Origin of the sequence: Mucilaginibacter sp. SG564 (assembly GCF_013149275.1) — a bacterium.
Lineage (GTDB): Bacteria > Bacteroidota > Bacteroidia > Sphingobacteriales > Sphingobacteriaceae > Mucilaginibacter.
This window is the reverse complement of the sequence record NZ_JABGNA010000017.1, coordinates 50,038-74,529: the sequence shown is the minus strand read 5'-3', so window position 1 is coordinate 74,529 and position 24,492 is coordinate 50,038. Positions and strand designations below refer to the sequence as shown.

Here is a 24,492-nt window from a genome sequence, read left to right as displayed (position 1 = left end):
TACGCTTTAATGTCAGGTCATTATTTATGTTGCGCATAACGTTTTAGCTTTATTCTTTAAAGCTAATTCTGTTACCGAATTAGTTGACCTTTACAATTGCGAGCGTAGCGCGGCAATCTCCTCATTTAGGCGTATACCCGCTCTTGACCGCAGGAGGGCCAGTCACTTTTGTCGCCACAAAAGTAACCAAAAAGGCTGTCAGCAGAAATGCTTCTTTGCGCTCCCGGCCTTTACCCTGCAAAGCAGTCAGAACCACGGGCTGCAATTATTTTGCCCAACTTCGTTCGCACATTTCCCTACGTTTCAGCAAAAACTTGCTATGCCCCGCAACCGCACAGCCCACCATTGTTCTGCCCGCTTTCGCCCGAAGCCGTCCTGCTGATGGGGAAGAAGAATTGTTTTTGTTTAATCACTAATTCACTAATTCACTAACTCACTAATTCAATAATTAAAATTATTGGTAACCCAGTTCGTAGTCAAAGAGGAAAGGCCGGTTAGGTGTGGGTACGGTTGTTAAATGAATATGGCTGATACGGGTTTCGGTTGTGGTGAAAATATACTCCCAGCCCGCATGGTAAACGCTATCGTTGCTGTAATATAGCCGCATGGATATGGGCAACCTGCCAATTTGCGCCAGTACCAGGGGATGCATATTAAAGTCGAAAAAATAAGAAAGCGCCTGGGCATTGAAATCAATCTTATCTGTAAATTTTGTGAACAATACGTAGGTGTAATTTGAGGTATCCTGGTCACTGGAAATAACTGATTTTGCCGGTAAGCCCTGCGCATCATACTCAAAGGTGGTTTTATAATGGCTATTGATGGGCGGTAAGTAATACTTATCTATAAGCGTAATCTTGCCGCCCGTATCGTAGGTAAAGATATCGGTGTGCTCAATTGCGGTATTGAGTACTTTGGTACCAACTGGCAGATAGGCGTATTTGTTGATGTGATCAATGGAAGTTACCTGCCCCTGCGTGTTATAATGATAGTTTTCGGTATACTGGTAATTTTGGCCGTCGTCAAATACTTCAGCAACGATATGATTGCCATTATAGGTAAAATCAACGTTTGTTTGGGCCGGGAACTGGTAAGCGGTATGGCTAATATGAGTGAGCCTGTTTTGGGCGTCATAAGTGTAAAATATCGAATCGCTTTTATAGCCGCTGGTAAGATTGGTTTGATAAACCTTTTTCAGGTTGAAGACCTTAGAGGTAACCGGGGTATCAGGCTTAACAGGAGGATCGGGCGTTTTGCCCGGCTTGTCTTTTTTACAAGCCGTAAAAGCCAGGGCAAACAATAAAATCGTGAAAAAGGTATAGGTTGCTTTCATCTACTTAAATATAAGGGTGTTATGCCTGGTATTTGTTATTCGTTTTAGTCATTTACTGGATGCAGGTGCTCCAGGTTATCTATTTGTACAGGCAGCGTTACCGATTGCAGCGGATACCAGCTCTGTGCCTAATGCCCGCAGGCGTATGAGCGGATAGCCCGGGCCGAAGGCAACGCCTTTATGAAGTCAAAAATTAAAATTCAAAAAATGCATGGTGAATACGCTGCATATAGGATGCTGAAATTAAAAAGTCATGACTCCCGGATGAATTAACCAGGCAATTCACCAACCCAATTGATTAATATAACATTAACAAACTCAAGTTGAATACACGCCAAATTGACTTTTTTTGACTTTTGAATTTTAACTTTTGAATTTTCATTAGTCACTCTACTTTCATAACATGAATTAATGTTAAATTCATGCCTGTAAAAAATTAAATTTGCACCGTAAAAAATCATTCTTTTGGACAGAACACTGATAATAGGAACCCGCGGCAGTGAATTGGCACTATGGCAGGCTAATTTTGTAAAAGACAGCCTTGCCGCCATCAACGTAAATGCCGAACTGAAAATCATAAAAACCCAGGGCGACCGTATACTAAACCTGAGCTTTGACAAGTTAGAAGGAAAGGGATTTTTCACCAAGGAATTAGAAGAAGAATTATTGGCCGGTACCATTGATATTGCGGTACACTCGCACAAGGACCTGCCAACTGAAAACCCTCCGGGACTCATCATCGCAGCAGTTTCAGAACGGGAGGACCCATCTGAGCTGTTGTTGATCTTGAAGGATTGTGTGGATGTGCACCAGAAGCTATCGGTAAAATACGGCGCTATTGTGGGTACATCATCCAATAGGCGTAAGGCGCAACTGCTGGCGCACCGCCCCGACCTGGAGATAGAAGATCTGCGCGGCAACGTGCCTACCCGTATAGGCAAACTGCGCGACGAAAAATACGATGCCATCATGATAGCCAAGGCAGGCGTTACCCGCCTGGGTTTAGACCTGAGCGAATTTCATGTAGAGGAGATTACGCCGGTTGAGTTGATCCCGGCTCCTGCACAGGGGGCTTTGGCCATCCAGATCCAGGAAAATAACAAGGAGGTTTTTGATATACTGCAATCGCTGCACCACCCTGATGTGGCCGAAGAACTGGCCGTGGAACGCACCGTGCTAAAGTTGTTTGGCGGTGGTTGCCATTTGCCATTAGGCTGCTATTGTCGCCGTGACGAAGGCATGTTCCAGGTGTTTACTTCTAAAGCCGATGCCGGGGATGAGTTTCCGGACAGGCTGTTTTTAGAAGCGCCTACTACCGAAGGCCTGGCCGAAAAGGTGGTAGCGAAATACGCTAAAGACCGTAAATTCCCGCTGAAGGTATTTATATCAAGGGAGCTATCAGAACAAAGCTACTTTAAAAAGGCGCTGGAGCATTTGGGTATCGAGGTGGAGGCCCGCTCATTGATTCGTACCGTGCCGGTTATCACTAAATTTGATTCCTACATATTAAAAAATATCGACTGGGTGTTTTTCTCCAGTAAAAACGCGGTGGATTACTTTTTTCAGCTGAATCCCGTATTTCCAAAGAAGGTAAAGTTTGGTGTAATGGGCAGCGGCAGCGAAGAGATGCTGCGCCGCAAAGGACACTTTACCGATTATGTTGGCGAAGGTACTGATACCGCCGAGGTAGCCGAGGAATTTGCCAAACTGGCCAACGGCAAAATTGTGCTGTTCCCCGGTGCCGAAAGCCCGATGAGGAGCATACAGCAAGGACTATCTGCCGATACCAAAATTATTGATCTGCCAGTATATGAAACCGTACTGGAAGAAGATGTAGAGCCTAGCGGCGCCGATGTGCTGGTATTTACCAGCCCGTCGAATGTTGAAGCCTACTTTGCCGATAACCTGTTGGATCCGTACCAAAAGGTAGTGGCCATCGGAAAATCAACCGGCAAAAAATTTGATGAAATGGGTGTAAAATATACCCTGCCTTACTCGCCCGATGAAGTTGGGCTGGCCGAGGCTGTGTTTGGATTATAGAATGTTCATAGTTGATGGTTCATAGATCATAGCGATTTGGGATTATTAACAGGAACTACTAAATAACAATTGGCGACGTTGCTGGTATTACCATGAACTATCAACTATGAACCATGAACTAAAAAATATGTTACAAAGACCACGTAGAAACCGGAAAAGTGAAGTGATACGCCAAATGGTGCAGGAAACACATGTTAGCGCGGCTAACCTGATATTCCCGCTGTTTATTGTAGATGGTACGTTTCAAAAAACAGAAGTGGCATCCATGCCAGGTATTTACCGTTATTCTGTTGATAATCTGTTACGCGAAATTGAAAGCTGCCTTAAACTGGGCCTAAATTCTTTTGATCTGTTCCCCAATATTGAGGATGCATTAAAAGATCCACTGGCTACCGAAAGTTACCGCGACGATAGTTTATATCTGCGGGCCATACGTGAAGTTAAAAAGAACTTTCCGGAGGCTTGTGTGGTTACCGATGTGGCGATGGATCCTTACAGCAGCGATGGCCATGATGGCATTGTGAAAGACGGTGTGATCCTGAACGATGAAACGCTGGAAGTACTGGGCAAAATGGCACTGGCCCATGCACAATGCGGTGCCGATATTATCGCTCCATCGGATATGATGGATGGTCGCGTTGGATATATTCGTAATGTATTGGACGAAAACGGCTTTACCAACGTTTCTATCATGTCGTACTCGGCCAAGTATGCCAGCGCTTTTTATGGCCCGTTCAGGGATGCCTTAAATTCGGCTCCCAAGTTTGGCGATAAAAAAACGTACCAGATGAACCCCTCCAATCAGCGCGAAGCATTGATAGAGGCCAATCTGGACGAACTGGAAGGCGCCGACTTTTTGATGGTAAAACCGGCATTGCCATACCTGGATGTGATCAAACTTATAAAAGATAATACCGAATTGCCGGTAGCGGCCTACAACGTAAGCGGCGAATATGCCATGATCAAAGCGGCCATACAAAAAGGCTGGCTCAACGAACAGCGCGCCATTACCGAAGTACTCACCAGCATCCGCCGGGCAGGCGCTACAGCGATACTAACCTATCACGCCAAAGAGGTGTTGGAGAATAAATGGCTTTAAAATAAGTCAAAATTCAAAAGTAAAAATTCAAAATATCGACTTGGGTTTTCTTTTGGATAAAATAAAACAATTCTGATTCAAAAGGATTTTGACTTTTGAATTTTGATTTTTGAATTAAGAAACATGTTAGATTCAATAAAGAAAATATTTTCGGGTGAGGCCAATGAGCCTTTAAATACTACAGGCAAGCCTGATATCAGCAGGGAAAAATCTGCAGAATTATATGCCAAGGCTAAAACCTATTTCCCGGGTGGGGTAAACTCGCCGGTAAGGGCGTTTAAATCTGTTTATGGCACGCCGTTGTTCATCCAAAAAGGCGATGGCAGCCATATCTGGGATGCTGATGGCAACGAATTTGTAGATTTCTGCTGCTCCTGGGGACCGCTTATCCTGGGCCATAACAACACCAAGGTACGCGAAAAAGTAACCGAGGTAATGCAAAACGGCATGTCATTCGGTGCGCCGACAGCTTTGGAAAATGAACTGGCTGAGCTGATCCTGAAAAATAATAAACTGATTGAAAAATTGCGCTTTGTAAGCTCGGGTACCGAAGCCGTGATGTCGGCTATCCGTTTAGCCAGAGGGTATACCAAACGCGATAAAATATTAAAGTTTGAGGGCTGCTACCACGGCCACGTAGATGCCCTGCTGGTAAAAGCAGGCTCGGGCCTGGTAACCTTTGGCGAAACCTCATCTGCAGGCGTACCCAAGGCTTTTGCCGATGAAACCATCGTGGTATCCTTAAATGATAAAGAAGCTTTAACCAAAGCTTTTGAAGATTTTAAAGACCAGATAGCCGCCATTATTATTGAGCCTATCCCGGCCAACAACGGTTTGCTGTTACAGGAAAAAGAATACCTGCAGTTTTTACGTGATATCTGTACCCAAAACGGTACCCTGTTGATATTTGACGAGGTAATATCGGGCTTCCGGATTGGTTTTGAAGGTGCATCAGGCCATTACGGTATCAAGCCGGATATTATTACCTATGGTAAGATTATCGGTGGTGGTATGCCGGTTGGTGCTTACGGTTCGTCGGCTGCTATTATGGGCAATATATCGCCCGAAGGACCGGTTTACCAGGCTGGTACCTTATCGGGCAACCCGGTAGCTATGGCAGCAGGTATTGCGCAATTGAGCGAACTGCTGAAAATGGGCTTCTATCGTGATCTGAACAACAAAACCGAGGAGTTTCGCGAGGCCATACAGCGCTTTGCCACAGCACGTAACTACAAGTTTAAAGTGTTTGGCGTCGGCTCCATATTCTGGTTTGCTTTTACAGATAAAGAGTATATTCGTAAAGCCGAAGACATTGACGCTTCCAGCATGGAAAAATTCAAAAAGTTCCACCGCGAACTGATCAACCGGGGTATTTACCTGGGGCCATCAGGTTACGAGGTGGGCTTTATATCATCGGCACATACAAAAACAGACCTGGAGAAAGCAAAACGTGCTATCTTTGATAGTCTTGACCTGGTATTTAGTAACAAGTAGCTAGTATCAAGTATCAAGACTTTAACCTGTTAAGTAAAAAAACATGGTAGTATAGCTACTTGATACCAACTATTGAAACTGATAAAGAAATGAAAAAGCCATTTATTATTTTCTATGCGCTCATCATATACGCCGTATCCGAACTGGTTTGGTGGGGCTATATGCTGATGAAACTGCAGCCGCAACGCATCGGGATGATCCTGGGCGAGGGCTCAATGTTCATATTGATACTGGTGGTAGGTGCCTACAGCCTGCACGCGTCGATTAACAAGGAGCGGAAACTTCAGGAGCAGAAAAGGAATTTCCTGCTGTCGGTTACGCATGAGCTTAAATCGCCATTGGCCTCTATCAAGATATTACTGCAAACCATTCAAAAGCGCTCTTTAACCAAGGAGCAGCTGCTTGATTTTGTAAGCAAATCATTGCTGGATGTGGAACGCTTGGATGATATGGTAGAGAATATGCTGCTGGCATCAAAAATTGATAACCGGTCGTACACTTTCCCCAAAAACACATTTAACCTTTCGGTGTTGGTAGATAGCATTGTTAACCGTTTGCAGATCACCAAGTGCGATTGCAACCAGCAGATCATTGATGCCGAAATTGAACCCAAGATAGAGATTACCGGTGATAAATTCGCTTTAACATCGGTAGTTACTAACCTTATCGAGAACGCGGTAAAATATTCCAGTCCCTGCTCGGCAGTGGCGGTAAAGCTGTTTTCAAAAGACGATAAGGTTTACCTGGAAGTGGCCGACCAGGGCATTGGTATAGCCGATAACGAAAAAACACGTATTTTCGATAAGTTTTACCGTGTAGGCAGCGAGGATACCCGTAATACCAAGGGTACCGGACTGGGGCTATATATTGTAAAAGAAGTACTTGATAAACACCAGGCCAGCATTAAGGTGCGGGATAACCGCCCGGCAGGCAGTGTTTTTGAAGTAGTATTTGGATGAACCTAAATTTAAAAAAATAACATGCTTAATAAGAAAAGAATTTTATTGGCCGAAGACGAAGAACATTTGTTGGAAGCCATCAAACTTAACCTTGAGCTGGAAGGTTATAAAGTTTCTACAGCTAAAAATGGTAAAAAAGCGTTACAGTTATTTAAGGAAGAGCGTTTTAACCTGGTGATATTAGACGTAATGATGCCCGAGATTGACGGCTTTGTAGTAGCCGAAACCATCAGGCTGGAAAATACTGAAGTGCCCATTATGTTTTTAACTGCGAAAAACACCAATGAGGACAAAATAGCGGGTCTTAAAAAAGGCGCGGATGACTACCTGACCAAACCTTTTAACCTGGAAGAGCTGATCTTAAGGGTGAACAACCTGATCAAACGCAGCCTGAAAGGCGAAGATCTGAAAGAGTTTAACAGCTATAAAATTGGCGATAAAACCATCCATTTTAACTCCTTTGAGCTGGTAAATGCCGATGGATCAATCACCGCGCTTACTAAAAAGGAAACCATGCTGCTTAAACTGCTTATCGAACGCAGAAATGATGCCGTATCGCGCGAGCAGATCCTGGAAACGGTATGGAACTATGATGTATATCCATCTACCCGTACCATTGATAACTTTATCCTAACCTTCCGTAAGTATTTTGAACCAGATCCTAAAAACCCGGTTTATTTTCACTCTATCCGTGGTGTGGGTTATAAGTTTACCGATAATCAGCATTAATGTTCAGTAACAGGGTACGTTTATTTATCGCATTTATTTTCCTGTTATCGTTGGGCATTTTACTGTACCTGCCAATATATGAGCTGGCAGCCGTGGCGGTAATGATGATACTGTTACTCATCTGGGATTACTTTAAACAAGGTACCCTGGTAGTGGCGGCCAAATATTTTCATGCCAAGGATTATGCAAAAACCGAAGCATCGCTAAAAGAGATCAGTAACCCCAAATGGCTCAGTAAAAAGCGCCGTGGGTTTTATGAGTATATATACGGTGGAGTTTGCATCCAGCGGCAGGATTTTGAAGCGGCCGAACGGCACTATGAGCTGGCAGCGCAATATCCCTTGCATACGCTGAATGATCACGTAGCCGCGCTGGTTACCGTTGCCAACCTCAACATCAGGTTTGGCAATTTTGAAAAGGCCAAAGCCTATCTGGGCCTGGCCGAAAAACATACAGAAAAAATGACAGCCAAAATGAAGGAAGTGATTAACCGCCTTCACCAGGAATTGAAAAAACATTGAAAAATAGTATCAAGTAGCTAGTATCAAGTATCAAGATTTTTGTCACAAAAGGCCAATAAAGCTCTTTGAGAGGTCTTGATACTTGATACCGGCTACTTGATACTCAAAAAAATATGAGAGATTCGTTATTAATAAAAGCAGCTTTTTCCGAGAAAACAGAACGCCCGCCGGTGTGGATGATGCGCCAGGCTGGCCGTTTCATGAAAGAATACTGGGATATCAAAAACAAGTATTCGTTCCTGGAAATGTGTAAAACCCCGGAGCTGGCTGCTGATGTTACCATGCTGCCGGTTGATTTGTTGGGTATTGATGGAGCCATCCTGTTTTCGGACATATTGGTTACCGGCGAAGCCATGGGCGGCGATCTGAGCTTTACCAACGGTGTTGGCCCCAAATTCGCCAACCCGGTACGCACACAGGCCGATGTGGATAACCTGCAAACAAACGTATTGGATAAACTGCAATATGTTGCCGATGCCATTAAAGTAATTCAGCAACGTTTAAATGGCCGCATACCGCTTATTGGTTTTGCAGGTGCACCCTTTACCGTGATGAGCTACCTGGTAGAAGGTGGATCGACCAAGGATTTTAAACTCACCAAACTGATGCTGCATAATGAGCCCGAACTGGCTCATCAGCTGTTATCAAAAATAGCTACCGTTACTGCCGATTACCTGAATATGCAGATAGCTGCCGGTGTAAATGCCGTACAGATATTTGACAGCTGGGCACAAGCGCTGGCCTGGGACGATTATAAGGAATTTAGCCACCGTTATATTGCCGAGATCATCAGCAAGCTGAACCGTAAGGATATTCCGGTGATATCTTTCTGTAAAGGCAGTTCGGTGTTTGCTCCCCTGATGGCCGAAGCCAAGCCGGATGTGATCTCTATCGACTGGAACGTTGATTTGCTGGATATCAAAAAACGGTTACCCGCGGGTATTGCTGTTCAGGGTAACCTTGATCCGCATATTTTATATGCCGATAAAAAGGTGATCAAAGAACGTATCCATCGTTTGTTTGACAGGATGAAGGACGAAAATGGCTTCATCTTTAACCTGGGGCATGGTATAATGCCCGATATCCCGTTTGATAACGTGAAGTACGCGGTAGAGGTAATCAAGGAGTACAGGAACTAACTGCAAATAGGTGAATACCACCCATTTTGCTTAAAAGATAAATTGAATCTGGAAAATTCGGTTAATTTTTGTGAAGTTAGTGTTTATTAATTCGTAATTAAATATAACTACCTATGTACAATTACGTTAAAGCTATACACATCATTTTTGTGGTTTGCTGGATGGCCGGGCTGTTTTATATAGTGCGTCTGTTTATTTACCATACCGAGGCCCAGGAAAAACCAGAACCCGATCGTAAGATATTATCAGATCAGTTTACGATTATGGAGCGTAAACTGTGGAATATCATTACCATCCCTTCCATGATCCTTACCGTGACTGCTGGTATTACCATGCTGGTGATGCAGCCCGGCTGGCTTCATTTTGGCTGGATGCACCTGAAACTCACGTTTGTGATCATACTGGCTGTATACCACCACATGTGCCAGAACAAGATCAAGCAAATGGCCAATGGCGTATTTAAATGGTCGTCCACGCAATTACGTTTGTGGAATGAGCTGGCCACTTTATTACTATTTGCTATAGTTTTCCTGGTAGTGCTCAAAAGCGCCCTCAATTGGATATTTGGCGTGGTAGGTCTGGTTGCCTTAGCCATGATCCTGATGATAGCCGTGAAAATATACAAGCGCTACAGGATGAAGAGCAAACAATAACCCCTTATGCCATTCTAAAAACGCGCGTCATTGCGAGCGATAGCGTGGCAATCCCCGATAAGCAGAGCCGTTCTGTATAGTTGGGGATTGCCACGTCGTTCCTCCTCGCAATGACGTGTGTTGCAAATTCTATTCTGCTTACCTTTCGCTCCCGCGAAATTAGCGCAGCGTATCTCGTGGGTGGCATGATCAAAGCTTTCAGCTTTAATTTCAGCTGAAAGCTGAAGCCATGTTTACCACGGGCTGAAAGCCCGCGGTAGCAGAGCAGGTTAAAAATATATTTTTTAAACCATGCAACCAATTGCCAAAGCATCACATCTTACTGGTATAAATGATGTTTTTGGAACCAAAATTTACCATTCAACAATTGATAGACCGCTGCAAAGCGGACGAACGTAAAGCACAGGAATTGTTATACAAGCAATTTGCGGCCAAAATGCTGGCGGTGTGCATGCGTTACGCTACAGACAGGATGGAAGCGGAGGATATGCTGCAAAACGGGTTTATCCGCGTGTTTCAAAAAGTGGCAGACTACCGCGGTGATGGTTCATTTGAAGGCTGGGTAAGGCGCATTATGGTACACAGCTCTATAGAATATTATCGCAAACATCATAAAATACTACAGGTGGTTAATACGGACGAAGTGGCCAATGAGCCATCGGTAAATCCATTGGCTACATCAAATTTAGATGCCAAGGTATTGCTGGGACTGATACAACAGCTGGCGCCGGGTTACCGGATGGTATTTAACCTGTACGCGCTGGAAGGTTATTCACATAAAGAAATAGGGCAGATGATGGGCATTAGCGAAGGCGCTTCCAAATCACAACTTTCAAGGGCGCGGACTATACTGAAAGAGCAAATTGCAAAAATGGAGGGTAAAAGTTATGGATATGCAGGGTAATGAATTGGATGACTTCTTCCGGTCGTCGCTTGATGAATTGGAAATACAGCCATCGGCTCATGTGTGGGCGGGTATAACCAATCGGTTGGATGCCGATAAGCGCAAAAGATCGCTGGTGTCCTTTTTGAGCATAGCTGCTGGTATTGCACTGGCAATTGCCATGGGCGTATTGTTTATACCCAAACAGGCCAGAGTTAATAATCCTCGAGCTAACCGGATAGTTAAAAATGTGAAGCAGGTTACTCAAATAAAGCCTGCTGTGCCTGTTTACGAACAGCAAAACAAAAAAGTAACAAAAGAAGTTATAGCCTCAGCTAATCATTTGGCAGCTGTAAAAGTTGAAAAAACAAATAACGATGCAAACACCGGCCACATTAAAAAACTACAGGCTCGTGGAGAAATAACAAAGATAAATACCGAATCACAGATTGGTTCAGTAACACGTGGTGATGATTTGGCGAGTGCTACAATAACTGATGAAAGCCAAAGCGGGGTAACAAAAAAACCTGTGGTACAAGATCTGGATTTAACAGGGAATAAGCCGCAGGCAGTAGCTGTACAGGCTCAAACAAATGTTAAAACCTTGGCAAAAAAACGCCGTATCCATAGCGTGGGCGACTTGTTTAACGTAGTGATAGCCGCAGTTGATAAACGGAAAGATAAAGTTATTGAGTTTAGCAATACCGATGAGGGTGATGCTGTAATTACCGGCATAAACCTGGGTATCATCAAAGTGAAGAAAGAAAAATAATATATTTACCTTATTATATGAAACGCTTAATTTTTACCATCCTTATATGTTTTGCTGCGGGGGCAACATTCGCCCAAACTACAACCGATTCAACCCAAACAACGGCCGATAATGGCCATAAGAAACGTGTAAGGGTAAAATTGGGCGTGGGTGATGATGCCCCTGGGGTTTCGGTAAATAATGATCCGGATACGGCTTATCATGCCCACAAAGCGCCTGGGTTTTCGTTTGGGGTAACATTTTCCCGTATCGACCTGGGTTTGGCTACTTTGGTTGACCATGGCAGCTTTACGTTATCGCCCAACAATCGGTTTTTAAGCTACCGCCAATGGAAAACCAGTAATTTTGGTTTTGATGTGGTACAATTTGGATACCGTTTTAACAGCGCTTTTAAAATATACGTTTCGGGAGGGTTTGATTGGACACACATCCGCCTGCGTAACGACATTACCATACAACGGAACACCCCGGTTTTAACCTATACTGAGGATAACATCCATTACAGCAAAAACCGTTTTTCGTCAAGCTATCTGCGTATTCCACTGTCGTTTTACTATCGCAGCCATGAGGATGAAAGGGGTAATTACTTCCGGGTTGTGGCCGGACCCGAAATTGGCGTATTGTTGAATGGCCGTGTAAAGCAAATCAGCGAAGAGAATGGCAAACAGAAATTTAACGACGATTATCACTTTACCAAACTACGTAAGGGCGCTTTTGTACGCGTAGGCTATGGCCTGATGGGTATTTATGCCAAATATTACTTTAGCGATATGTTTGAGAACAGTCCGGAACAGGCTGGCCTAAAGAATTTCTCGTTCGGGTTGACCTTGGGCTTTTAGTCTGAACCATGACTCATTTGATTCAAGGATTGGCTTGATTAAATATTATCAAAATTATCTTGATCCTATAATCAGGTTAATCATGGTTCAGACAGAAATTGGGGTTCATACAATTTTGTATCTTTACCACCGATGTCAGATACTCCTTTTTTGCAGGCTATTGCGGTAAGTAAAATATTTCCTGGTAAACAACTTTCGGGTGTAAAGCCAACCAGCATGGTGGTGCAGCCCGGTAAAATAACAGCTATTATTGGCGAAAGCGGCAGCGGGAAAAGTACTTTACTCAAATTGCTTTACGGTTTACTATCGCCCGATACCGGGGAGGTTCAATTCAAAGGCGATCGTATCTGGGGGCCGGAAGAAAAGCTGATCCCAGGGCATGACGCCATGAAAATGGTTACCCAGCATACCGACGATCTGAACCTGTTTGCCAAAGTTTGGGATAACGTAGCCGCCATGCTACCCGCCACTGACCTGACTGCTAAACAACAAAAAACAGAGCAGGTGCTTAAACAACTGAACATGTTGCACATGGCTGAAAGACGCGTGGCCGATCTGAGTGGCGGCGAAAAGCAGCGTGTAGCCATTGCCCGGGCCATTATCACCCGTCCGCAGGTTTTGTTGCTGGATGAACCTTTTAACCAGGTAGATACTTCATTTAGGGAAGGCCTTCAAAGCGATATCAGGCAGATAGTAAAAGAAACCGGGCTCACCGTGATCATGGTATCACATGACCCTGCCGAGGTGCTCTCCATGGCCGATGAATTGATCGTGCTGCAAAACGGGGAGATCATCGAACATGGGCATCCTAAAACATTGTACCAATCGCCCCGTAATCTTTATACTGCGCAGCTACTCAGCAATTGTAATGTACTTACGGCTACCGAAGCCAGGCTTTGTGGTGTTGATATCAAAAAAGAACATGCCGTTATATACCCCGAATGGGTAAAAATAAAAGTGGTTACCCCAAACAAAAGCTGGACAGTGAAGCAGGTGCTTTTTAAAGGTTTTTATGAGGATTTGATACTGGAGCAGCGAGGTGTACCATTACGCGTAGTGAATGAGGAACCAGGCAAGTATACAGAAGGAGATAAAGTTGCTGTAAGGGTAGGGAAGTGGTTGGAGTATTAAAATGATATAATAACAAAATTGTCATCCTGAGGTACGAAGGATCTATTCGGCGATTAGATTCTTCACTACGTTCAGAATGACAAAAGTATTTTGAAGCGATTTCTTACACCAGATACTCAAACAGAGTACGGTCTTTATTGAGCTCAATAACATTAAAGCGATGAGCCAGCATACGTTTTAATAGGGCCGGATAATCATCGGCCGATTGTAGCTCGATCCCTACCAGGGCGGGGCCGTTCTCTTTTTCATTTTTCTTGATAAATTCAAATCGGGTAATATCATCATGCGGACCCAATACATTGGTCACAAACAATTTTAAAGCACCCGGACGCTGTGGAAAGCGTACAATGAAGTAGTGTTTAAGTCCTTCATACAATAAAGATTTCTCTTTGATCTCCTGCATGCGGGCAATATCATTATTACCACCGCTCACTACACAAACTACTTTTTTTCCTTTGATTTTATCCTTGCAGGCGTCTAATACAGCTACAGAAAGTGCGCCAGCTGGTTCAGCCACAATGGCATCCTCGTTGTATAGCTTGAGTATGGTGGTACAAACTTTTCCTTCGGGTACTAACAACATTTCATCCAGTAACTCGCGGCAAATTTCATAGGTTAAAGTACCTACACGTTTTACCGCGGCACCGTCAACAAAACGATCTATCTCCGGTAGTGTGATCGGTTCACCATGTTCAAAAGCTTTCAGCATAGATGGGGCACCTTCGGGTTCCACACCTATCAGGTAAACTCCCGGAACGTGTTGCCTTAAGTAGCTACTGGTACCTGCCGCCATACCGCCACCGCCAATAGGCATAACTACGGTCTCTACATCCGGCAGATCCTCCAATATTTCTAAGCCTACAGTTCCCTGGCCTTCAATGATACGGTAATGATCAAATGGCGGTATAAATGTCATTTGATTGGCTTCTGTATAGATCAATGCTTCGCGCAGGCAATCATCAAAAGTATCGCCGGTTAAAACGATCTCTACGTTGCCGTGCCCATGCATTTCTGTTTGAGTGATTTTTTGTCTTGGGGTGATCTCGGGCATAAAGATCACGCCTTTGGTACCCAAAGCATTACAGCTGAATGCCACACCCTGCGCATGATTGCCCGCACTGGCACAAACCACACCCCGGCTTAATTCTTCGGCGCTTAACTGGCTGATCATGTTGTACGCGCCGCGTAATTTGTAAGAGCGTACAACCTGCAGGTCTTCACGTTTGAGGTATACCTCGCATTCGTACTTTGCCGATAAGCCGGCATTATATTCCAGCGGAGTGCGTTTAACAACACCTTTAAGGCGTTCATGCGCAGCTTCAAAATCCAGCTGGTTCTTAGTATCAGTTTCCATTATTAGTTTTTTACCAACTTGTGCGCTACCAGGCTCAACAGGTCGTTATCGTTGATGTCTAATTTAGCATCAGCAAGGGTTAAAAAGTTAGTATATGCTTCGGCCAGTTCCTCTTTGCTCAGGTTGATGCCCAGGCGTTCGAGGTGGAATTTAAGCGCGTGACGGCCGCTGCGAGCGGTAAGCACGATACTGGCGCTTGGGAAACCCACATCCTCCGGACGAATGATCTCGTAATTTTCGCGCATTTTCAAAAAGCCATCCTGGTGAATACCAGAGCTATGCGCGAACGCGTTGGCGCCTACAATAGCTTTGTTTGGCTGTACAGGCATGCGCATTTGTGTGCGGATCATCTGGCTAAGCTCATAAAATCTTTTAGAGTCTATCTGGGTATGTAAACCCAGTACCTGGTGTGTTTTCAGGATCATGACCACCTCTTCAATAGAAGTATTGCCCGCACGTTCGCCAATACCATTAATGGTACCTTCTATCTGGCGGGCACCGTTTTGCAAACCTGCAATAGAGTTAGCAGTAGCTAAACCTAAATCGTTATGGCAATGTACCGAGATAATAGCCTTATCGATGTTTTTAACGTTCTCTTTCAGGAATTTGATCTTGGCACCGTATTGATCGGGCAGGCAATAGCCGTTGGTATCCGGAATATTCACTACGGTAGCACCCGCTGCAATTACAGCTTCTACCATTTGTGCTAAGTACACTACATCGGCACGACCGGCATCTTCGGCATAAAACTCAATATCTTCTACACCACGTTTGGCATATTTTACGGCTTCAACGGCACGTTCCAGAATTTCTTCGCGAGTGCTGTTAAATTTATGCTTGATGTGCATATCAGACGAACCGATACCCGTGTGGATACGCGGGCGTTTGGCGTATTTTAACGATTCGATAGCAGCGTCAATATCGCCTTTGTTGGCACGGGTTAAGGCGCAAACGGTAGGTTCTTTTACAGCTTTTGAAATTTCAACAACGCTGTTGAAATCGCCCGGACTTGAAACCGGGAAACCTGCTTCAATAATATCCACGCCCAGCAGCTCCAGTTCTTTTGCTATCTCAATTTTTTCGGGGGGTGTTAACTGGCAACCCGGTACCTGCTCGCCATCGCGAAGCGTAGTATCAAAAACATAAACGCGGTTGGGATCGTGTAACATATCTTTCTTAGTTTTTAAATTTTTGTTAGTATCAAGTAGCGAGTATCAGGTATCAAGACCCATTCGTTTACTTTTTACTCAATTCAATTCGTTATCTGTAGGTATCTAAATCAAAACAGATAAAAAGTCTTGATACTTGATACTAATTACTTGCTACTTAAATTATTCTTTTATGGCCACAAACCTCAGCCTTTTATAATCGGCATACCATTGGCCGTTTTCGTTGTAAAAGGGCTCCAGTTTGTGGGTAATCTCTTTTAATATTTCTGCCTTTTCCTCTACGGGGATATTCTCCAGGAATTGCGCGCCAAACATGGTCACCCATTTAGCTACACCTTCATCACCATCCTGCAGCGGTGTTTTACGGTCATAATGCACCATATAGGTTACCCTGAAGCCATGCTCTTCCAGCAGGGTAGCATATTCGCCTACAGAAGGGAAATACCACAGCTTGGTATCAGCCTGTACATGGTAACCATGATTTTGCAATACCAGTTGAATGGCCTCAATCAAGTGTGCCACATTTCCTTTACCACCCATTTCGGCTACAAAACGACCACCGTGTTTCAAGCTGTTATATACACTGCGGGCAGCGCCATTGGCATCAAGCACCCAGTGCAGCGCCGCATTTGAAAATACGGCATCATATTTTTCGTTCGTAAAAAAATCGGCAGCATTTTCTACCGCGAAGTCAACTTCAGGATATTTTGCCCTTGCCTGTTCAATCATTTCGGGCGAAAAATCGGTGCCTTTTACACGGGCGCCTTTATCTTTTATTTGTTGTGTTAAATGGCCCGTACCGCAACCCAAATCCAATATATATTCACCGGGTTTTACATCCAGTAATTCCAGCACATCCTCGCCGTATTGAAATACAAAGGCATGCTTTTGGTCGTATAAATCAGCGTTCCATTTCATCGTTGTAGTCATTGTGTCATTGGTCATTATGTCATTACATTTTTGACTTTTGACTTTTTAATTTTGACTTATTGTAAGTATTCCAACACTTTTTGGCCCATGGCCTTAGTGCCTAAAATTTTGCTTTTGTCGGTATTCGCGTCAGCGATATCACCGGTGCGGTAACCATCTTTTAACGCTTTATCAACGGCTGATGTTACCAGCTTTGCTTCTTCTTTCAAGCCAAAGCTGATCTCCAGCATTAAAGCTACCGATAGGATAGAAGCCAGCGGGTTGGCTTTGTCCTGTCCGGCAATATCATGTGCCGAACCATGGATAGGCTCAAAGAAACCTGTACCATCACCCACAGATGCCGATGCCAGCATACCCATGGAGCCTGCAATTTGTGAAGCCTCGTCGGTTAAAATATCACCAAAAAGATTGGCAGTTAACACCACATCAAACTTTTTAGGGTTTTTAACCAGCTGCATAGCTGCATTGTCAATAAACATATGCTCGGTTTCCACATCCGGGTATTGTTTAGCTATTTCCTGAACAACCTCACGCCATAAGCGTGATGCTTCCAGTACATTAGCCTTATCAACAGAGCATAATCTTTTGCCACGAACACGGGCTGCTTCGTATGCCTTTATAGCGATACGTTCAACCTCGTAACGGGAATATATCATTAGATCTGATGCGGTATTCCTGTCCTCACTGCGTTTCTTTTCGCCGAAGTAAACATCGCCGGTTAGTTCGCGGAAGAACAGGATATCGGTTCCTTTCAGTATTTCGGGTTTTAGGCTCGATGCATCCAGCAGCTCATCAAACAGCATGATGGGGCGCAGATTGGCATACAGCCCAAGCTCTTTACGTATTTTTAATAATCCTTGTTCGGGACGTACTTTGGCTGATGGATCATTATCGTATTTGATGTGACCAATAGCGCCAAAAAGAATAGCGTCACTGGCTTTTGCTTTGGCTAAAGTTTCATCAGGTAGCGGATTACCAGTTGCTTCGATACCTGCGTGGCCCATCAGAGCCTCGTCAAAGGTAAATTCATGACCAAATTTTTGACCAATGGCTTCCAGTACAGCCTTACCCCAGGTTGTTACTTCGGTACCGATGCCATCACCGGGTATTACTAATATATGTTTTTTAAGTGCCATAAGCCCCCTAACCCCCTAAAGGGGGAATTTTTTGATTGTGTTAATTATTTAGATTCTTCAAACTCTGCTATCAGCTCTTTTTTGCTCAGGATGTAATCAATATCGTCATAGCCGTTTATCAGACAGGCTTTTTTGTATGGATTGATCTCAAAGCTTTCCTGTTCGCCAGTGGCCGAGATGATGATCAGTTGTCGTTCCAGGTCGATCTCGATCTCCGCGTTATGATCGGCATAAACGGCGTCGAATATCTTTTTCAGGAAATCGTCGCTTACCTGTACCGGTAACAGACCATTGTTTAAGGCATTGCCTTTAAATATATCGGCAAAAAAGCTGCTTACTACGGCATCAAAGCCATAATCAGATATTGCCCATGCAGCGTGCTCGCGACTGCTGCCGCAGCCAAAGTTTTTGCCGGCAACCAGTACCTTACCACTAAAGGTAGGGTTGTTGAGCACGAAGTCCTCTTTAGGGCTATCATTCTCATCAAAACGCCAGTCGCGGAAAAGATTGTTACCAAAGCCTTCGCGGGTGGTAGCTTTTAAGAAACGGGCAGGGATGATCTGATCCGTATCGATATTCTCGATAGGCAGAGGCACTACGCTGGTTTGTATATGTTTAAATATTTTAGTTGCCATACTTTTAGATATGAGATGTTAGATGTGAGATATGAGACTATTTTGTCTATAACTTAATATCTGTATAATGTTCAACAACCGGAAAAGGATCATAAAAATGATGTAATAACCTTTTCCATTCCTGGTATTCTTTTGATTGCCTGAAGCCCTCTGTATGGTCGGTGAGTTTTTCCCACTCCACCAATAAGATGAATTGACTTGTATTCTCCATACATCTTTTTAATTGATGTGAGATATAGCCTGCCATCTTTGAGATGATACCTTGAGCTTTTGAAAATGCGTTTATAAACTCATCTTCCTGGCCGGGTATTATATTTAAAATGGCTACTTCAAGTATCATTTATTTCTTTTCATGTCATTGCGAGCGATAGCGTGGCAATCTCGTCGTTTGTATATTGAATGCGATGAGATTGCTTCGTCGTTCCTCCTCGCAATGACATGGTTTTTATAATTAACCTACCAATTCTTCTTCTTTCAAAAACTCCCGTATATCCGTTACCTTACCCGTAATAGCCGATGCTGCCGCGGTGAGCGGACTGGCCAGGAAGGTGCGGGAATTTGGCCCCTGTCTGCCTTCGAAATTACGGTTGGAGGTGGATACGCAATATTTGCCTGCCGGTATTTTATCCTCGTTCATGCCCAGGCATGCGCTGCATCCCGGTTCGCGAAGCGGGAAACCTGCCGCATCAAATATTTTATCCAGTCCCTCACGGATGGCTTGTTCCTGTACCTGTTTTGATCCGGGAACTACCCATACGGTAACGTTGTCTGCCTTGTGCTTGCCTTTTACAAATTCGGCTACCTGGCGAAGGTCCTCAATGCGCGAGTTGGTGCAACTGCCGATGAATACATAGTCAATGGGTTTACCCAATAACTGTTCATCATCATGCAGGCCCATATATTCCAGGGCTTTTTTGTATGATCCCTGCTCTTTGGCTTCAAACGAAGCGGTTTCGGGAACGTGTTGTGTTACGCCAATGCCCATACCCGGGTTTGTACCGTAGGTGATCATTGGCTCAATGTCTTCGGCTTTAAAGGATAATACTTCATCAAACTGAGCATCAGCGTCAGAGTATAAAGTTTTCCAGTAAGCAACTGCTTTGTCCCACTCTTCACCTTTAGGGGCAAATTCGCGGCCTTTTACGTATTCAATAGTTGTTTCGTCGGGAGCTATCAATCCGCAGCGGGCCCCCATTTCGATGCTCATGTTACAGATGGTCATGCGGCCTTCCATGCTTAAAGAACGGATGGTATCACCAGCATATTCCACTGCATAACCCGTACCGCCTGCGGCCGAGATCTTGGCAATGATATACAGGATGATATCTTTAGCGCCAACACCTTTGTGCAATTTGCCGTTCACTTCAATCTTCATGCGCTTAGGACGAGATTGCAGCAAACACTGGGTTGCCAACACCTGCTCTACCTGTGAAGTGCCGATACCAAACGCTATGGCACCAAAGGCGCCGTGTGTTGAGGTATGGCTATCGCCGCAAACATAAGTGCCACCGGGGCGGGTAATGCCCAGCTCGGGCCCTATTACGTGTACTATACCCTGGTAAGGGTGACCAAGACCATATAGCTCTACACCAAACTCTTTGGTGTTTTTGGTGAGCATATCAACCTGGTAGCGGGAAAGTTCTTCTTTTATGGGGAGGTGCTGATCAATTGTAGGAACGTTATGATCGGCGGTGGCCACAGTTTGTTTTGGCCTGAAAACCGGTAACCCTCTGGCGCGCAAACCGTCAAATGCCTGCGGACTGGTTACTTCGTGTATGAAATGTGTGTCGATGTATAAAATGTCGGGAAAACCCTCGTTGCTACTGACGACGTGTGCATCCCAAATCTTATCAAATAATGTTTGTCCCATGTTTTTTAAAGTATCAAGTAGTGAGTATCAAGTATCAAGTAATTTGCGCGAGCCTGATACATGGTACAGGTATATCATTATAATAACAAGTAGTTAGTATCAGCAAATCAAAAGGTCTTGATACTTGATACTAACTACCTGATACTTGGATTACGCTTCTACAACCTGGTTTTCAGGGCGTAAGCTGCGTACAGTTTTACCTGCCTGCCATAATTCGCTTTCGCGTAATTCTTTTAATTCGGCATCCAGTTTCTCGCGGTAGTCTGGCTGGCTGTTTGAGTCGATAGAACGTTGTGACTCTTTGCCGGTAGCTACGCTTTCGTATAATTCTTCAAATACTGGTTTAGTAGCATCACGGAATTTTTTCCACCAATCCAAAGCACCACGTTGTGCAGTAGTTGAGCAGTTGGCATACATCCAATCCATACCATTTTCTGCAACTAATGGCATTAATGATTGGGTTAACTCTTCAACAGTTTCGTTAAATGCCTCAGATGGTGAGTGGCCTTTGCTGCGTAATACATCGTACTGAGCAGCGAAGATACCCTGGATACAACCCATCAGTGTACCACGCTCGCCGGTTAAATCGCTATATACTTCTTTTTTGAAGTTGGTTTCAAACAGGTAACCGCTACCTACCGCGATACCTAATGAAATAACACGCTCAAATGCTTTACCAGTTGCATCCTGGAAAATAGCGTAGCTTGAGTTTAAGCCACGGCCTTGCAGGAACATACGACGCAATGAAGTACCTGAACCTTTAGGAGCAACTAAAAATACGTCAACATCAGCTGGAGGAACTATGCCGGTTTGCTCGTTAAAAGTAATACCAAAACCATGAGAAAAGTATAATGCTTTACCAGGAGTTAAGTGTTTTTTAACGGTTGGCCAAAGGGCGATCTGAGCTGCATCACTTAATAAATAGCAAATTACAGTTCCTCTTTCCAGAGCTTCTTCAATTTCAAAAAGTGTTTCGCCGGGTACAAAGCCATCGCTTACTGCTTTATCCCATGTTTTAGTGCCTTTACGCTGACCAACAATTACATTGATGCCATTGTCTTTTTGGTTTAATGCCTGACCAGGACCTTGAACGCCGTAGCCAATTACCGCTACAACTTCGTCTTTCAATACTTCCTGCGCTTTTGATAAAGGAAACTCTTCGCGGGTTACTACGTTTTCTTCAGTACCGCCGAAATTTAATTTTGCCATTGTTTTGTTTATTTTGTTGATTTTGATGATTTCACCGATTGAGGGTGATTTCACCGATTTGTTTAAAGTTTAATTTTCTGTTATTTGTTGTCTGAATCAGAATTCACAGAATTTAAGAATTTTCAGAATTCTGTTCATCCTTAAATTCTGTGAATTCTGATTCAGACAGATTACATTGTAAATACTTTTTCGCCCTGGTTAAGATATTCGTTTTCTATCACATCCTCACCTGGTTCCAGTCGTTCAAATTCGCGTAGTTTACGGTTAAAGCCATCGCTGTCTTTAATAATAGCTACACGGGCGCTACGTACAAATTCAATCAGGCCATAAGGCTGCAATATACTGATCAAATTGTCAGTTTCCTCACGGTGGCCGGTGGTTTCAAATACGGTATAATCTTTACGCAATACAACCACACGTGCGCCGTTTTCGCGCAGCAAGCGTTCAACGCTTACTTTTTCGGCAATAACATCTGTTGATACCTTATATAACGCTAATTCCTGCCATATCACATCGGCATTGGTATGATAATATGCTTTTAATACCTCTACCTGTTTTTCTATCTGGCGAACCAGCTTACGCACCACTTCTTCCGATTCGGTTATCACGATGTTAAAGCGGTGAATCTTGTCGATCTCTGAAGGAGAAGTGTTCAGGCTTTCGATATTGATCTTACGGCGCGAAAATATAATGGCTATACGCGTTAGCAGGCCTATCTGGTTTTCGGTATAAACCGTGATGTTAAATTCTTGTTTCTCTGTATCTTGATTGCTCATGATTGCTATTTTAAAGGTTATAGGCTGTAATTATTTCAACCTGATCTCGGCTACACTGCATCCTTGCGGCACCATCGGGAACACGTTGTTCTCTTTAGTTACCATTACTTCTAAAAGGAATGATCCTTTGGTGTTCAGCATTTCATTTAATACTGCCGGAAGTTCTGCCCGGTCGTCAATTCGTTTTCCAGGGATCTTATATGCTGCTGCCAGTGCAACAAAATCAGGACTTTGGATATCTACAAACGAATAACGGCGCTCATTAAATAGTTCCTGCCATTGCCTAACCATGCCCAGGAAACGGTTGTTCAGGATGATGATCTTAACATCGATGCCGGTTTGCATAATAGTACCTAATTCCTGCAAGGTCATCTGGAAACCCCCATCGCCAATAATAGCGACAACGGTGCGATCCTGGGCGCCAAATTTAGCACCGATAGCAGCGGGGAGTGCAAAACCCATAGTGCCTAAACCACCACTGGTAACATTGCTGCGTGTTTTATTGAATTTGGCATAACGGCAGGCCACCATCTGGTGCTGACCTACGTCGGTTACAATAACAGCCTCGCCTTTTGTAATTTCATTCAATTGTTTGATCACCTCACCCATGGTCATTTCCGGGGTGGTAGGGTTCAGTTCGTCATGAATTACGGCTTCAACTTCTTTCTGCGTGTATTCGTTAAAAGTATTCAGCCATTCGGTATGTTTCTTTTCTTCTATCAACTTGGTCAGCATAGGCAGGGTCTCTTTACAATCGCCCCATACCGGTACAGTTGATTTTACGTTTTTGTCGATCTCAGCCGGGTCAATATCCAGGTGCACCACCTTGGCTTGCTTGGCATATTTATCTAACCTGCCGGTTACGCGGTCGTCAAAGCGCATACCGATAGCAATCAGTACATCACATTCGTTAGTTAATACGTTAGGGCCGTAATTGCCGTGCATGCCCAGCATACCCACGTTTAAAGGATGCTCTGTAGGGATAGCGCCAGCGCCTAAAACGGTCCATGCTGCAGGAATACCGCTTTTTTCAACAAAGGCTTTAAATTCCTGCTCTGCACCACCCAGAATAACGCCTTGGCCCCAAATTACAAACGGCTTTTTGGCCTGATTGATCAGTTCGGCAGCTTCTTGTACGTATTCAGAACGAACAATGGGTTTTGGGCGATAACTGCGGATATGGTTGCATTGCGTATAACCCTGATAGCTGAATTTTTGTATCTGCGCGTTTTTAGTAATATCAATTAATACAGGCCCCGGGCGACCGCTTTTGGCGATGTAGAATGCCTTGGCAATAACCTCCGGAATTTCATTGGCATCAGTTACCTGGTAGTTCCATTTGGTTACCGGGGTGGTGATGTTGATCACGTCGGTTTCCTGGAAAGCATCGGTACCCAACAAATGGGCGAATACCTGCCCGGTGATACATACCAATGGGGTACTATCTATCTGTGCATCGGCCAAACCGGTTACCAGGTTGGTTGCACCAGGACCGCTGGTTGCGAATACAACACCCACTTTACCCGAAGTACGGGCATAGCCTTGGCCGGCGTGAATGCCGCCCTGCTCATGACGGACCAGGATGTGGTTCAGTTTATCATTATAGTCAAATAAAGCATCATAGATGGGCATGATAGCGCCACCCGGGTAGCCAAAGATGGTATCAACACCTTCAACAATTAATGCCTCCAATAATGCTACTGATCCTGAAACTTCTACCGCTGTTGTTGGTGCGGGTGTAGTTAGTGTTTCCTGTGCAACTTCCATAGTGTTGGGTATTATGTTGTATGTTTATTGTTTTTAGTTCTTTATTATTAGCCC

At 44.2% G+C, this 24,492-nt stretch carries 23 protein-coding genes; 12 read left to right on the top strand and 11 right to left on the bottom strand.

Annotated elements, in window-relative coordinates; genetic code table 11:
• Positions 1 to 454: 454 nt before the first annotated feature.
• A complete protein-coding gene (locus tag FHW89_RS26655; RefSeq protein ID WP_172338092.1) occupies positions 455 to 1,333 on the bottom strand; it encodes a hypothetical protein in 879 nt (292 codons plus the stop codon).
• A gap of 465 nt (positions 1,334 to 1,798) precedes the next feature.
• Here FHW89_RS26655 and hemC point away from each other — a divergent pair, with 465 nt between their 5' ends.
• From hemC to FHW89_RS26595, 12 genes are all read left to right on the top strand, one after another.
• Entirely contained in the window at positions 1,799 to 3,373 is a 1,575-nt protein-coding gene (hemC, locus tag FHW89_RS26650; RefSeq protein ID WP_172338091.1) for a hydroxymethylbilane synthase, read from the top strand.
• Between the two features lie 127 nt (positions 3,374 to 3,500).
• Positions 3,501 to 4,472, top strand: coding sequence for a porphobilinogen synthase (gene hemB, locus FHW89_RS26645; protein ID WP_172338090.1), 972 nt, complete (start codon positions 3,501 to 3,503; stop codon positions 4,470 to 4,472).
• Positions 4,473 to 4,595: 123 nt separating this feature from the next.
• Entirely contained in the window at positions 4,596 to 5,966 is a 1,371-nt protein-coding gene (hemL, locus tag FHW89_RS26640; protein ID WP_172338089.1) for a glutamate-1-semialdehyde 2,1-aminomutase, read from the top strand.
• A gap of 89 nt (positions 5,967 to 6,055) precedes the next feature.
• Positions 6,056 to 6,925 carry a sensor histidine kinase KdpD gene (locus tag FHW89_RS26635; protein ID WP_172338088.1) on the top strand — a complete coding sequence of 290 codons (870 nt, stop codon included), beginning with the start codon at positions 6,056 to 6,058 and terminating at the stop codon, positions 6,923 to 6,925.
• Positions 6,926 to 6,946: 21 nt separating this feature from the next.
• A complete protein-coding gene (locus tag FHW89_RS26630) occupies positions 6,947 to 7,654 on the top strand; it encodes a response regulator transcription factor (protein ID WP_172338087.1) in 708 nt (235 codons plus the stop codon).
• Positions 7,654 to 8,175, top strand: coding sequence for a hypothetical protein (locus FHW89_RS26625; protein WP_172338086.1), 522 nt, complete (start codon positions 7,654 to 7,656; stop codon positions 8,173 to 8,175). Before FHW89_RS26630 ends, FHW89_RS26625 begins: the two co-directional genes overlap by 1 nt.
• A 113-nt stretch (positions 8,176 to 8,288) precedes the next feature.
• Positions 8,289 to 9,314: a uroporphyrinogen decarboxylase gene (gene hemE / locus FHW89_RS26620; RefSeq protein WP_172338085.1), complete on the top strand. Its 1,026-nt coding sequence runs from the start codon at positions 8,289 to 8,291 to the stop codon at positions 9,312 to 9,314.
• Positions 9,315 to 9,427: 113 nt separating this feature from the next.
• Positions 9,428 to 9,967 (top strand): protoporphyrinogen oxidase HemJ, encoded by a 540-nt coding sequence (hemJ, locus tag FHW89_RS26615; protein WP_172338084.1) that lies wholly within the window; start codon positions 9,428 to 9,430, stop codon positions 9,965 to 9,967.
• A 334-nt stretch (positions 9,968 to 10,301) separates the two neighbouring features.
• Positions 10,302 to 10,871, top strand: coding sequence for an RNA polymerase sigma factor (locus FHW89_RS26610; RefSeq protein ID WP_172338094.1), 570 nt, complete (start codon positions 10,302 to 10,304; stop codon positions 10,869 to 10,871).
• Positions 10,855 to 11,622 (top strand): hypothetical protein, encoded by a 768-nt coding sequence (locus FHW89_RS26605; protein ID WP_172338083.1) that lies wholly within the window; start codon positions 10,855 to 10,857, stop codon positions 11,620 to 11,622. The genes FHW89_RS26610 and FHW89_RS26605 overlap by 17 nt, the downstream gene beginning before the upstream one ends.
• Before the next feature lie 17 nt (positions 11,623 to 11,639).
• Positions 11,640 to 12,461 (top strand): outer membrane beta-barrel protein, encoded by an 822-nt coding sequence (locus tag FHW89_RS26600; protein ID WP_172338082.1) that lies wholly within the window; start codon positions 11,640 to 11,642, stop codon positions 12,459 to 12,461.
• Between the two features lie 132 nt (positions 12,462 to 12,593).
• The gene (locus tag FHW89_RS26595; protein ID WP_172338081.1) at positions 12,594 to 13,592 is read left to right on the top strand and encodes an ABC transporter ATP-binding protein; all 999 of its coding nucleotides are present in this window, start codon (positions 12,594 to 12,596) and stop codon (positions 13,590 to 13,592) included.
• 103 nt (positions 13,593 to 13,695) lie between these two features.
• Here the strand turns inward: FHW89_RS26595 and ilvA are convergent, their stop codons facing one another.
• The 10 genes from ilvA to ilvB all read right to left on the bottom strand — a co-directional run bounded on the left by ilvA (position 13,696) and on the right by ilvB (position 24,438).
• Positions 13,696 to 14,946: a threonine ammonia-lyase IlvA gene (ilvA, locus tag FHW89_RS26590; RefSeq protein ID WP_172338080.1), complete on the bottom strand. Its 1,251-nt coding sequence runs from the start codon at positions 14,944 to 14,946 to the stop codon at positions 13,696 to 13,698.
• Between the two features lie 2 nt (positions 14,947 to 14,948).
• Complete coding sequence (locus FHW89_RS26585) at positions 14,949 to 16,115, bottom strand: 2-isopropylmalate synthase (RefSeq protein ID WP_172338079.1); 1,167 nt, start codon at positions 16,113 to 16,115, stop codon at positions 14,949 to 14,951.
• 162 nt (positions 16,116 to 16,277) lie between these two features.
• Positions 16,278 to 17,033, bottom strand: coding sequence for a methyltransferase domain-containing protein (locus FHW89_RS26580; protein ID WP_172338078.1), 756 nt, complete (start codon positions 17,031 to 17,033; stop codon positions 16,278 to 16,280).
• A 68-nt stretch (positions 17,034 to 17,101) separates the two neighbouring features.
• On the bottom strand, positions 17,102 to 18,181 hold the full coding sequence (leuB, locus tag FHW89_RS26575; protein ID WP_172338077.1) for a 3-isopropylmalate dehydrogenase: 1,080 nt from the start codon (positions 18,179 to 18,181) through the stop codon (positions 17,102 to 17,104).
• A gap of 44 nt (positions 18,182 to 18,225) precedes the next feature.
• On the bottom strand, positions 18,226 to 18,816 hold the full coding sequence (gene leuD / locus FHW89_RS26570; protein ID WP_172338076.1) for a 3-isopropylmalate dehydratase small subunit: 591 nt from the start codon (positions 18,814 to 18,816) through the stop codon (positions 18,226 to 18,228).
• A gap of 46 nt (positions 18,817 to 18,862) precedes the next feature.
• On the bottom strand, positions 18,863 to 19,156 hold the full coding sequence (locus FHW89_RS26565) for an antibiotic biosynthesis monooxygenase (protein WP_172338075.1): 294 nt from the start codon (positions 19,154 to 19,156) through the stop codon (positions 18,863 to 18,865).
• 111 nt (positions 19,157 to 19,267) lie between these two features.
• Positions 19,268 to 20,686: a 3-isopropylmalate dehydratase large subunit gene (gene leuC, locus FHW89_RS26560; RefSeq protein ID WP_172338074.1), complete on the bottom strand. Its 1,419-nt coding sequence runs from the start codon at positions 20,684 to 20,686 to the stop codon at positions 19,268 to 19,270.
• Positions 20,687 to 20,836: 150 nt separating this feature from the next.
• Complete coding sequence (gene ilvC, locus FHW89_RS26555) at positions 20,837 to 21,895, bottom strand: ketol-acid reductoisomerase (RefSeq protein ID WP_172338073.1); 1,059 nt, start codon at positions 21,893 to 21,895, stop codon at positions 20,837 to 20,839.
• Between the two features lie 170 nt (positions 21,896 to 22,065).
• Positions 22,066 to 22,671 (bottom strand): acetolactate synthase small subunit, encoded by a 606-nt coding sequence (ilvN, locus tag FHW89_RS26550; protein WP_172338072.1) that lies wholly within the window; start codon positions 22,669 to 22,671, stop codon positions 22,066 to 22,068.
• A 30-nt stretch (positions 22,672 to 22,701) separates the two neighbouring features.
• Positions 22,702 to 24,438: a biosynthetic-type acetolactate synthase large subunit gene (ilvB, locus tag FHW89_RS26545; protein ID WP_172338071.1), complete on the bottom strand. Its 1,737-nt coding sequence runs from the start codon at positions 24,436 to 24,438 to the stop codon at positions 22,702 to 22,704.
• Positions 24,439 to 24,492: the final 54 nt, after the last annotated feature.